Here is an 11,834-nt window from a genome sequence, read left to right on the forward strand (position 1 = left end):
CAGCCTATTTTAAAGGAGCTATCAACATGGATGATTTTTATTGTGAGCAGGTTTTAAGTAAAAAAACGGTCGTTAATGTTGTTGCCGAAACAGCCGACGCCATAGCCTTTCATCATACCAAACCATTTTGGCCTGTGCATATTGTGGTGATACCAAAAGTTCATGTCCCTTCCTTGACTGATCTAGCTAATTACGACGCGACCATTGTGCATGCGGTAATGGCATTGGTGACACAAGTTGCCAAACAAGTAGAAGCGGAACATGGCGCGTGCCGGGTATTAACTAACTTAGGCGATTATCAGGATTCAAAGCACCTGCATTTTCATGTGAATTATGGCGACTCCTTTTCATGACTTAAGGGCTGCGCAGCGGCGACGACGCAATTGCGCCCTTGTGCTTTTGCTTGGTACAAACTGGCGTCGAGTGAATTGTAGATAGGAGTAAATTGACTATGCTCAGTGTGTTTACTGGTGTAATACGCAAAACTTGCGGTGGCGGTTATGTGTGTTTTATCGTCCAGTATAATGGGTGTTTCGCAAAGGCTTAATCTGGCTTTTTCAACGACTGGGTATGCATGTTCTGGTTTTATATTTGGGATGAATAACACAAACTCCTCACCGCCGATCCGTGCAATGAAATGGGATTGCTCAATGGCTGAGTGAATGCTTTTACAGCAGTGAATTAATGTGTGATCGCCGGCTGGGTGTCCAAATGTGTCATTTATTTTTTTAAAGTGATCTAAATCGAATAATACGAATAGATGAGAGGTTCCTTTTTTTGGTTCTGGGTGTTTAGCAAGCCTTTTGTACATGGCAGTACGGTTAAGTGCGCCAGTCAAAGCATCATGCTCTGCCAAATAGCGTTGCTTATTTCGAGATCGCCAAAATAAAAGAGCAATCAACACCACACAGGCAATAGTGAGCCACAAGCGATATTGGTTATATTGTAATTCTTGAATTCGATGTTGTTGCAGCAAGTTACTTTGCTCAAGTCGGGCGGTATGTAAGTCTCGTTCTGTCAGTTTTAATTCTCTTTGAATGTTCACTAATGCGTTTTGATTTTGTACTTGTGTATATTGCTGAACGATTGCCAGATAGCGTTTTTGAAAAGTATAAGCCTGTTCAAATTGTTTGAGCGCATCATGGATATCTATGATTACCAAAAGGGCATCGAGTTGATGTTCTATATCGTTATGGCGTGTTGTGAGCTCGAGGGATGTTGTTGCTGCATTAAGTGCCCAATCATATTGCTTTAGTTGTAGATGGCTTTTAGCTAGCGCAATGTGTGTATCAAAGTAGAGCTCTGTGTAGTGTTCTAAATCTAGAGAATGTATTGTTTGCGATAATAACGTTAACGACAGAGCTGGCTGGTTCGTGGCTAAGTAGAGTTTAGCCAGTTGAATATTGCTATTACCAACGCCATAGTCATTACTTAAGGTACGAAAGAGCTGTTGAGCCTTTAATAGGTAGGGTTTTGCGCGTGAGTACGCTTTACTTTTCCTGTAAGCAATGCCTAAATTTAACGAAGTGAGCGCGATGCGTCGTGTGTCATTTTGTATGACGCGTATTTCAAGTGCTTGATTAAAATAGTCTATCGCGCCATTGTATTGGCCCATATTCATCAATGTTAAACCAATATTGTTGAACGTGGCGGCTTGGCTTGTTGACGATGGGTTACCGTTTAATATGCGCTGGTACAACGACAGTGCGTCATCAAAATAACCATTATGACTTGCAACCAGTGCCGATAGGTTGAGTTGAATTCTTGAGTCTAAAATAGAATCTATGACTTTTTCACTGAGCTGATTCATTTTAGTTGTCAGTTGCTCAAGCGATTTATAGTTCCCTTGTTTGATGTGGAGCCATATTATTTTTCTTAAAATGAGTACATGTAGTTCTGGGTATTCAGATTCATCGATATTGCTTTTAATCTTATTTAACAAAGCAATACTGCGTTGATAATACCCTTGTAATGCAAGCTTTTCGGCGTCAAGCATCTGTTGCTCAACGAAGCCTAATGGGTGAGTAGCGTCTATCTTAATGTCTAATGGCAGCTTGAGTTTGTGGGCAAGCTTACTGGCTGTGGTACTCAAGTATATCCGCTCGGTTCCTGCGGGCAGGGCTTTGTGCTGCGCTAACAGAGAGTGCAACGTTTTTTGGGGAGCTTGAAGGTGTGTCGCTTCGTAGTTGGTAAACCATGAGGGCGCAGCAGCTAAACTACATACGGAAACGGTGATTAATACAAACCAGCTAAAAGAATAAAATAATTTCATACACTCAGACACAAATGAATTAAACGCTTTAGCGCTTCCTTGTGCCTTCAAAGCCCACATTTTAGCATAGTGTCGAGTGATTCAATAAGGCTTTTAGCTCAATAAATCGTGGCTTCGTTTTGAATTATTATTGCTGAACTGTCACTAAGTTGTTACTTTGAAGTTATCTCTAATAACGATAATTAAACTGATGAAAATACTCTCTTCGAGCTTACTTTTTTTATTTGCAAGCCACGCATATGCCAGCACGCTAGATTTATCTCACTCTGTAGCAAAAAGGCTGCCAGATTTAGAGTCTTTATATTTGCATTTGCATCAAAACCCGGAGCTTTCTTATCAAGAGCAGCAAACAGGTAAGCGATTAGCCACAGAGCTTCGTGCGCTAAATTTTAGTGTAACCGATGAAGTTGGTGGATTTGGCGTTGTGGGTATTTTTAAAAATGGGGTAGGTCCTACAGTGATGATCCGAGCTGATACGGATGGGTTACCAATAATAGAGCAAACGGGTAAACCTTATGCTTCCACAGTTAGAACACTTGATGCGAATAATAACAAAGTGGGCGTGATGCATGGGTGTGGGCATGATATTCATATGACCAGCTTTATTGGTACCGCAGAGCAATTGGTGCAGCATAAATCTCATTGGCAGGGGACATTAATGATGGTAGCGCAACCAGCTGAAGAAGTTGGTGGTGGTGCCAAGGCGATGATCAAAGAGGGGCTGTTTGATAAGTTTTCTACACCAGATCACGTACTTGGGTTGCATGTTAGTGCGTCGCTTCCGGCAGGCAAAGTCGCTATTGCGCCAGGTTATGCATTAGCAAATGTTGACTCTGTTGATATTACCGTAAAAGGAAAAGGTGGTCATGGCGCATATCCACACACCACAATTGACCCCGTCGTGTTGGCTTCTCGTATTGTTTTGGCTTTACAAACAGTCACTAGTCGAGAGATAACGCCTTTGGAGCCGTCAGTGATCACGGTAGGCTCGATACATGGTGGTTCAAAACACAATATTATATCGAATGAGGTAAAATTGCAGTTGACGCTGCGCTCGTATAGTCCAAAAGTACGTGCGCTGCAAATTGCCGCAATTAAGCGTATAACCAAAGGCATTGCTATGAGTGCCGGTTTACCTGAGCAGCTAGCTCCAGAGGTATTTGTGCATGAGGATGAGACAATCCCTTCAACGTATAATGATCCCGCGTTGGCTCTGGCAATGACAAAGAGTATTAAGCAAGAGATTGGTGCTGATAATGTTGTTAAGGCTGAGCCGGTAATGGCTGGAGAAGATTTTGGCATGTATGGACGAACTGAGCATCAGCTGCCGATCACTATTTTTTGGCTGGGTGGTGTTGAACCGAATAAGTATCAGGAAAGTGTTAAGCAAGGGCTCACACTTCCTTCACTGCATTCAAGCAAGTTTGCGCCTGATTACCCATTGGCAATTTCTACAGGGGTTAGGGCTATGACCTCCAGCGCGTTAGATTTGTTTAACAAGGCGCACCAGAGGTGAAGGTACTTAGTCAGTCACTGAATAAGCAAACAGGCTAAAATGGCACTGGTGCTTCAAATGTCATGAGTTGCTTAGTAGCTGGATGACTGATCTGGAGCATTTCGGCGTGCAGTTGCAAACGTTCAGCTGCTGCTAGGGCGTCTCCTGTGGCGTACAGCCGGTCGCCCAAGATCACATTCCCTAGCGATAACATATGAACGCGTAATTGATGTGAGCGGCCAGTGATTGGTGTCAACTTTACGCGAGTTGCATTGGGCTCACTCTCAAGTACTTGATAATGTGTAAGAGATGGTTTCCCTGTATCATGACAGACCATTTGTTTTGGCCTATTTGGCCAGTCACATATCAGTGGTAAGTCAATGGAACCCGTTTTTGACGCTAATTGTCCATGAACGCGAGCAATGTAGTGTTTATTGGTAAGGCGGTCTTGGAATTGTATGCTTAAAAACCGGTGCGCTTCTTTACTCATTGCTAAACACAGTACGCCAGAGGTTGCCATATCGAGGCGATGAACGATACGTGCGCTGGGAAATACCCTATTAACTCGTGCGATTGCACAGTCGGCATGTTTGGGGTCTTTACCTGGTACTGTTAATAACCCACTTGGTTTATTGATAACCAGCATAAAGTCATCTTGATAGAGAATTTCTAAATATGGGTCGCACGGTGGCGCGTAGTTTAAAAGCACAGGATCACCCTAGGTCAAATCAGGCGGGCTATTCTAGCTATATTTTAAAAAATCATAAAGGGTTAAATCTATGAATCTGAAATGGGTATCCTAACTTGTAATTAACGCTCTGTTTTTGATAAAAATAGTGAACTGCGGTGTTAGAGCATTTTCCCTCCTTTTTGAGCAATGTTGTAACAATGCCTTGTATTTCCTGTATGAAAGAGTGCTTGTACCTCTTGAGGGGCTAGAGCTTTGTGGTGTAATACAACTTCTCCTATCGCACCTTGAAATAGACCAGATATATATGAGGAGCGACTGCCAATCCTTAAAGGCATACTATTACTTAATGAGCCCTGCCTGTTGGTAGGGTCATGGCTGTCGATATGTTCACCATTGAGGTAGAATCGAATACCATCGATTTTATCTCTGTCTATAGTGACCGCGACATGGTGCCATTGGTTGTCTGCAGCAAATGCTTGAGAGTCGTAAAAAGTGCAAGATGAGTTTTCTTCTTGGCAGTACCAAGTGCCTCCTCCGTCAGCCAGTTGTAAAGCGATATAACCATCATCAATATAAAAAACGTAGCCCTGAACATCGCTTACTTGGTTTTCATATCGCTTGTCTACTATAACGTGTTGGCCCAGTGCAGCAGTGCGTATCCAAGTGGTAATTGAAAAGTCATCAAGTCCAACATCTAGTATATCTTGATTTGCAATCTCGATATAATCATCAAACCCGTCAAGACAAAATGCAAGGTCTTCAGCTTCTGTTGCAAGGTGTATGCTTTGTGGTGTGATTTTAGCAATGTGAGTTGAATTTATATCGTCAGAGGTCAATGCAGATAGTAAAATGATACTAATAATGACACTAAAAAGGCTAATAGCAGCCACTTTTACTTTTATATTTTCACTTTCAAGCGCTTGAGTTAAATTCTTTTTTTTCCATTTTAATGGCGCATCTATATAGTATCCATAACCCCGTCTATTTTTTATATAGCTGTATTGTTCAGGATGCTCTAATTGTTTACGCAATATACTGATCCGTTGTTTCACATTTTCATCTGCAGTGATCACTTTTCCCCAAACTAAGTTGAGTAACTCACGAGATGAAAGAGGAGTAGGGGATTTTATAATAAGGCAGATCAGTAAGTTATATGACAAGTCAGATAGGTTTAAATCAAGGTTGTCACGAAATACTTTTCGCTCTGTAAAGCAAACATATAAATCGTATACCCAGACTCCAATATATTTTTGGGGTGTTGTAGTCATATTTGATTCTTGCTCAGGCTGTTCACGCATAGTTTTTGATTTTTTTATCTGCATTCGTCTAAGTTTACCTACTAGTTGACTAGATTTACCATAGGACCTTGGTCGTTTTTGTATAGTTTGTAAAACTTTTACCTACTTTTACTCGCAGAGTTCTTAATTTTATGTCACATTTACCTTTTAATTAGTTAGTAAAAATATACGGCATGTGTATGCTACTTATTAACAAATATACAATTAAGAATGTATAGTAACAGCTGTATTTATGTGGATAATAAATACCGTACTTTGTTCATAAATGGAATTAGGGAGCAGTGTCGGCATTGCCTTATGGTGGTGTAACACAAATAAATAATGGAAATACTTAAATCTCGTTCACAATCTTTTCAGCATCACAGTCATAAACCTAATCTTTTAGATGCATTCAATCAAAAGAAATTGCGAGCATCATCACGCTTACAAACTGCATTAGTTCAATTAAATAAATACGCTATAAGCTCAGTCCATCAAGGGTTTTTTTTACGTTACTTGAGTTCTAGCCTCAATGTAACGGAGTGTGATACAGATATACATTATGCATTAGCAATGCATAATGTCGGTATACCTTCCAAATTAGACAATGTGAAGGCTTTGTGGTCTCAATTACAGCATACTCATCGAGCGCTAGAGTGGGCAAAGCAAAGCTCTCATTCAACGCCTCGTTGGCAACCTGGCGCTATTCGCCGGCTCGAATGGTTGTTAAGGGTCGATGATATGCTGTCGATAGAGCATGCAGAGCAATGGCCAATCGCAAGAGAAGGGCTTAATTATGATATTAGCCCTCATTCTTTAGACGAATGGTTTGATTATGTAAATCGCTCACATAGTATTGAACGCATATTGGTGGCGTATGAGCAGCTATGTTTACTTCGTAGTCATGAGAAAGATGAAGGCCGAGTAGCTCGCGTGTTTTTAGATGCGATGTTAAATGACTTACGTCCAGACAACGGCTATTGGTTAACCCCATTGCTTGTTCAACCTCGTCATTATTCAACACCGCATCAGCATTCATACCCAGATATTGAAGGCGTTATGTCAGCCTGGGAAAGTCAGTTCGAAAAGTTAGTTGATAAGCAGCGGTATATTTATAATGCTTTGAAGGCATTCGATAATGAGTTTGATTTAGTATTAAAAACAAAGCCTATGCCTAAGGGGTGGCGCGAATTAAAAATGTTATTGTTGGCCAAGCCGGTTATTACCATGGAAATCGCGCATGTTCATTTAGAGGCATCAAGCTTTATGTTTGAATATGGTCTACTGCAAGTAAAGCATATAAAGGCGTTAAACAATATGACTGTTTTTGAGTGCCCAGCGGTATTTAAACTGTGGGGGAGATGGGAGAATATCGTCAAATTTTAGCTAAAGTGGTATGAATAATTTTATATATATCGTCCGATATGGATCACTTCAAAAAAGCCCTGTCATTTGATTGAGTGACAGGGCTTTTTTAATGCGTTCTTAGCGTGATGTTAAAGCTTTGTTTAGTGAGACACAACGATGAGGCGAATCGCGTCCAGCTTTAATTGTGCTTTTTCTATATAAGTGCTGAGCTCTGATTTTTGTTTGGTAAACACTTGAATTTCTTCATCACGAATATTTGGATTAATTGCTTTCAATGCTTCTAAGCGAGCTTGCTCTTCACCCATTGTTGATTGCATTTTCACCATTGCATTTTCAGTCAGTGTACTTAGTTGTGCATTCGCTAATTCTGTCGCTTGGGTAATGAGCGGATGAATTGCGCTTTGTAATGCATTGGCGAGTTTACTTGCCGTCTGACGGCCAACAGCAGAGAGCTGGCTATTGAATGCATCAAAAGCAACATTATCAGCTAGGTTATTACCTGCTTTATCCAGTAAGACCCGCACCGGGGTTGGCGGTAAAAAGCGACCAACTTGGAGTGCTTTAGGTGCAGATGCTTCTGCAATGTAGATCAGTTCAACGAAAAAGGTACCCGCTGGTAACTTTTTATTTTTCAATAAGGCAACCGATGCACAGCCAAAATCATCATCACAGATCATATCCATGGCACCTTGCACCATAGGGTGGTCCCAACTGATAAAGTGTGCATCTTCTTGTGATAAAGACGTATCTCGGTCAAATGTCACTGTGATGCCATCTTCTTTTAAACATGGAAAAGAAGGGTTGAGCATATGTTCTGTTGGCTTGAGAATAATGGTGTTCTCGCCTTTATCTTCTTGGTTAACCCCAAAGGTATCGAAAACATTGATCATGTAACCTGGTAAGATCACGCCATTATCAAGTTTTTCAATTTCAGCTACCAAAGATTCAGCACGGCCTTGCCCACTTGAATGCAGCTCTAGTAAACGGTCACGGCCTTGTTCCATTTGTGCACGCAAGACTTTATTTTGTTTAGCTGCTTGCTCTATTAATGGGTCAAGCTCATCTTCATCACAGTTATGTGCGCCAATAAACTCAAGTAAATCTTCACTAAACTCTTTGTATAGCATTTGTCCTGTTGTGCTGGTGGTTTCAAATGCATCTAGGCCTTCATTGTACCAACGCAGTAGCACTTCTTGAGCCGTGCTTTCAAAGTAGGGTACGTGAATATTTACATCATACTTTTGTCCAATTCGGTCTAAGCGTCCGATCCGTTGTTCGAGTAAATCAGGGTTCAATGGTAAATCAAATAACACCAAATGATGTGAAAACTGGAAATTGCGGCCTTCTGAACCGATTTCAGAACACAGTAAAATTTGTGCCGAGTCGTACTCGTCAGCGAAAAAAGCTGCAGCACGGTCACGCTCAACGATAGACATGCCTTCATGGAATACTGCTGCTTTAATGGCTTCACGTTCGCGTAGCGTCTGCTCTAGGCTAATTGCAGTTTGTGCTTCTGCACAGATCAGCAACACTTTTTCATGTTTTAATGATTTTAACGTTTCAATTAACCAGTCAACACGCGGGTCAAATGCGGTCCAGCCGCTGCCTTCGCCTTCAAATTCTTGGAAAATCTTTTCTGGGAATAAAGCTCTTAAAGCGGACTTTTCAGCACTTTGGATCCCGCCCATATTACCTAGCACAGACATGGCTGTTTTGTACTGTTTTGGAATTTCAACAGGGTAGCTGTGCAGTTTTCTGCCTGGGTATCCGTCAATGCCACTACGGCTGTTACGGAACAAAATTCGGCCAGTGCCATGTCTATCTAATAGCATAGATAGTATTTCTTGTTTGGCTTGCTCGTCGCCAGCTTGTGCGTTGGTAAGTAGGGTGCTGATATCAGTTTCTTGTAATAAATCAATGAGCGTTGCTTTTGCTTGCTCGTCTAATGCACTTTCTTGTAATAGCTGGTTTGCCGCTTCTGCAACGTCTTTATATTTGCTTTCTTCACTCACAAATGCGTCGTAGTCGTAAAATCTATCAGGGTCGAGTAGTTGTAATCGTGCAAAATGACTACGGTGGCCTAGCTGATCAGGGGTTGCCGTCAGAAGAATTAACCCAGGAATATCTTGTGCTAATTCTGCCATACGTGAGTATTCAGTGCTTGGCTTATTGTTTTCTATTGTTAAATGGTGCGCTTCGTCAATCACCAGCAAATCCCAATCTGCCAAGGTTGCTTGTTCAAACCAGCGACGCTTCTTCGCGATAAACTCAAGACTGACTAAAATAAGTTGCTCGGTTTCAAATACGTTGGGAGAATCTGCAAAGGCTTCATCACAGCGTTCTTCATCAAAAATAGAGAAGCGCAGATTAAAGCGACGTAACATTTCTACGAGCCATTGGTGTTGTAAGTTTTCTGGTACCACAATTAATACGCGGTTAGCACGACCGGTTAAGATCTGTTGATGTAAAATCATGCCTGCTTCGATAGTTTTACCCAGACCTACTTCATCAGAGAGTAACACCCGAGGTGCAAAACGTTTACCGACTTCATCGGCAATATATAACTGGTGTGGGATCAGGCTTGCTCTTTGTCCGACAACGCCTTTCAAATGAGACTGCTGACGGGCAAATTGATGTTGCCATGTTTGATAGCGCAGCGTGTAGCGGTCGAATCTATCTACTTGACCGGCAAATAGCCTGTCTTGTGGTTTATTAAATTTGATAAAATGATCAAGAAACGTTTCTTTTAATGTGGTTTTTTCTTCGGTGTCGAGACGAATGCCGTGATAACACAATAAATCACCGACAGGTTCAACGGTTTCGACCTGTAGCTCCCACTCATCAGCACTGCGGATGACATCACCTGGATTGAACACAACGCGCGTCACAGGGGCTTCTTGCATTGAGTAAACGCGGTTTTCTCCACTGGCGGGAAATAATATAGTCACTTGGCGGCCTTCTAATGCCACGATGGTGCCCAATCCTAAATCTGATTCAGTATCACTGATCCAGCGCTGACCTAAGGAAAAATTCATGTTCGTCTCGTTTAACCCGAAAAAAGGCGGCTATGTTACCCGTTCATTTAAGCTTGTTCAATCTTGTTTATTTTAAGCGAATGTGCCTATCTCGATTCTTACTGTGGTTCTTGTAAATTATTGAGATTTATTTGTATTCGGAACATTTATTTGCTTCGCTGCTGTCATAAAACGGACTTTTATGACAAATAGACTAAACTTGGACTATAGCCTGTATGTTTGATGATGAATCAGAGTATCGGCTATGGCATAAATATTTGCAAACGACAGGAATACGCTATGGGAAAAGATCAAGAACTCGACAAAAAAATGTACGTACTTGACACCAACGTACTACTTCACGAACCCCTCGCTTATCTTTCATTTCAAGAGCACGATGTTGTCATTCCGATGACAGTACTTGAAGAGTTAGATCATATTAAAGACCGAAAGCGCGATGTTAGTCGCGATGCAAGAATTGCGATTCGCAGCTTAGATGGGGTATTAAAAGACGCGTCTCCTGAAGAAATGCTTGACGGTGTGCGTTTACCCAGTGTGCAATCGAGCAATGAATCAGGCCCATTGTCACGCGGTAAACTGATCATTGTGAACGACCACTTATTTCCAGACAGTATTTCAGGCCTTCCTGGAAACGAGAATGATCATATTATTATTAATTGTGCCGTAAGACTGCAAAAGCAACACACACAAACTAAGGTGGTGCTGGTTACCAAAGACATTAATATGCGGTTGAAAGCCAAAGGTGCGGGGTTACAGTTTGTAGAAGACTACCGTACCGATCAGCTTATTGATGATATTAAGTTATTGAGCCTAGGCTATAAGAAGTTTAGTGGGGATTTTTGGCAAAGTGTGGGTGATTGTACGTCGGAGCAGCAAGGCCGCTATACATTGCATCATGTTCCAAAAAGCTTGTTGCCTGATGTGTTCTGTAATGAGTATTTAGTGGATGACAGTGAGCATTTTGCAGCCCGCATTACTGGCTATGATGATGCGAATATCACTTTGAAAGATTTAGGGGTTGAGCGACTGATGCATCAGAATGCATGGGGTGTACAGCCGAAAAATGTGTATCAAGGTATGGCGATGGATGCATTGCTTGATCCGAATATTGAGCTGGTAATATTAACGGGGCCTGCTGGGTGTGGTAAAACGCTATTGGCTCTTGCGAGCGCACTTGAAATGATCATTGAAAAGGGCATTTACGATAAAGTAATCGTCACGCGCAACACCCCTGAAATTGCTGAAAGCATTGGGTTTTTACCCGGTACTGAAGAAGAGAAAATGGCACCGTGGCTAGCTGCTATTACTGATACACTCGAAGTCCTGCACAAAAATGATGAAAGCCCTATTTCTAGTCGAAACTACATTATGGAAAAGGCCAATATTCAGTTTAAATCAGTTAACTTCATGCGAGGGCGGAGTATTCAAAATGCCGTGGTTATTTTAGATGAAAGCCAAAACTTAACGGCATCACAGTTAAAGACCATTATTACTCGTTGCGGAGAGGGCACTAAGCTCATTTGTACGGGGAATTTAGCGCAAATTGACAGTAATTACTTAACCCCTTTAACTTCTGGTTTGACGTATATTGTTGAACGTTTTAAACACTTCGAAGGCAGCGCAACCATTAACCTCAATGGGGTAGTACGTAGTCGTTTAGCCTCGTTTGCGGAAGAAAATTTGTAGTATTAGTATC

At 41.6% G+C, this 11,834-nt stretch carries 8 protein-coding genes; 4 read left to right on the forward strand and 4 right to left on the reverse strand.

What is annotated here, in order from left to right; translation table 11 throughout:
* Window positions 1–26: 26 nt before the first annotated feature.
* Entirely contained in the window at window positions 27–353 is a 327-nt protein-coding gene (locus BGP78_RS15740) for an HIT family protein (RefSeq protein WP_119862268.1), read from the forward strand.
* Here BGP78_RS15740 and BGP78_RS15745 read toward each other — a convergent pair.
* Window positions 332–2,272, reverse strand: coding sequence for a diguanylate cyclase domain-containing protein (locus tag BGP78_RS15745; RefSeq protein ID WP_182912300.1), 1,941 nt, complete (start codon window positions 2,270–2,272; stop codon window positions 332–334). The two genes, BGP78_RS15740 and BGP78_RS15745, sit on opposite strands and share 22 nt — an antisense overlap.
* Before the next feature lie 190 nt (window positions 2,273–2,462).
* Here BGP78_RS15745 and BGP78_RS15750 point away from each other — a divergent pair, with 190 nt between their 5' ends.
* On the forward strand, window positions 2,463–3,788 hold the full coding sequence (locus tag BGP78_RS15750) for a M20 family metallopeptidase (protein ID WP_119862270.1): 1,326 nt from the start codon (window positions 2,463–2,465) through the stop codon (window positions 3,786–3,788).
* A 34-nt stretch (window positions 3,789–3,822) separates the two neighbouring features.
* On the opposite strand, the gene rluA is transcribed toward BGP78_RS15750, so the two are convergent.
* The gene (gene rluA, locus BGP78_RS15755) at window positions 3,823–4,476 is read right to left on the reverse strand and encodes a bifunctional tRNA pseudouridine(32) synthase/23S rRNA pseudouridine(746) synthase RluA (protein WP_119862271.1); all 654 of its coding nucleotides are present in this window, start codon (window positions 4,474–4,476) and stop codon (window positions 3,823–3,825) included.
* 140 nt (window positions 4,477–4,616) lie between these two features.
* The gene (locus BGP78_RS15760) at window positions 4,617–5,780 is read right to left on the reverse strand and encodes a LamG-like jellyroll fold domain-containing protein (RefSeq protein WP_119862272.1); all 1,164 of its coding nucleotides are present in this window, start codon (window positions 5,778–5,780) and stop codon (window positions 4,617–4,619) included.
* Window positions 5,781–6,077: 297 nt separating this feature from the next.
* Between BGP78_RS15760 and BGP78_RS15765 the strand changes: the two genes are divergently transcribed.
* On the forward strand, window positions 6,078–7,121 hold the full coding sequence (locus BGP78_RS15765; RefSeq protein ID WP_119862273.1) for a hypothetical protein: 1,044 nt from the start codon (window positions 6,078–6,080) through the stop codon (window positions 7,119–7,121).
* A 122-nt stretch (window positions 7,122–7,243) separates the two neighbouring features.
* On the opposite strand, the gene rapA is transcribed toward BGP78_RS15765, so the two are convergent.
* Window positions 7,244–10,138 (reverse strand): RNA polymerase-associated protein RapA, encoded by a 2,895-nt coding sequence (gene rapA, locus BGP78_RS15770; RefSeq protein ID WP_119862274.1) that lies wholly within the window; start codon window positions 10,136–10,138, stop codon window positions 7,244–7,246.
* Window positions 10,139–10,417: 279 nt separating this feature from the next.
* Between rapA and BGP78_RS15775 the strand changes: the two genes are divergently transcribed.
* The gene (locus BGP78_RS15775; protein ID WP_119862275.1) at window positions 10,418–11,824 is read left to right on the forward strand and encodes a PhoH family protein; all 1,407 of its coding nucleotides are present in this window, start codon (window positions 10,418–10,420) and stop codon (window positions 11,822–11,824) included.
* Window positions 11,825–11,834 lie beyond the last annotated feature (10 nt).

Origin of the sequence: Pseudoalteromonas sp. MSK9-3 (assembly GCF_003590335.1) — a bacterium.
Lineage (GTDB): Bacteria > Pseudomonadota > Gammaproteobacteria > Enterobacterales > Alteromonadaceae > Pseudoalteromonas.

Excerpts from the sequence above, each read along its gene's own strand:
- BGP78_RS15740 (WP_119862268.1), top strand. The coding sequence starts at position 27 with ATGGATGATTTTTATTGTGAGCAGGTTTTAAGTAAAAAAACGGTCGTT.
- BGP78_RS15745 (WP_182912300.1), bottom strand. The coding sequence starts at position 2,272 with ATGAAATTATTTTATTCTTTTAGCTGGTTTGTATTAATCACCGTTTCC.
- BGP78_RS15750 (WP_119862270.1), top strand. The coding sequence starts at position 2,463 with ATGAAAATACTCTCTTCGAGCTTACTTTTTTTATTTGCAAGCCACGCA.
- BGP78_RS15760 (WP_119862272.1), bottom strand. The coding sequence starts at position 5,780 with ATGCAGATAAAAAAATCAAAAACTATGCGTGAACAGCCTGAGCAAGAA.
- BGP78_RS15765 (WP_119862273.1), top strand. The coding sequence starts at position 6,078 with ATGGAAATACTTAAATCTCGTTCACAATCTTTTCAGCATCACAGTCAT.
- rapA (WP_119862274.1), bottom strand. The coding sequence starts at position 10,138 with ATGAATTTTTCCTTAGGTCAGCGCTGGATCAGTGATACTGAATCAGAT.
- BGP78_RS15775 (WP_119862275.1), top strand. The coding sequence starts at position 10,418 with ATGGGAAAAGATCAAGAACTCGACAAAAAAATGTACGTACTTGACACC.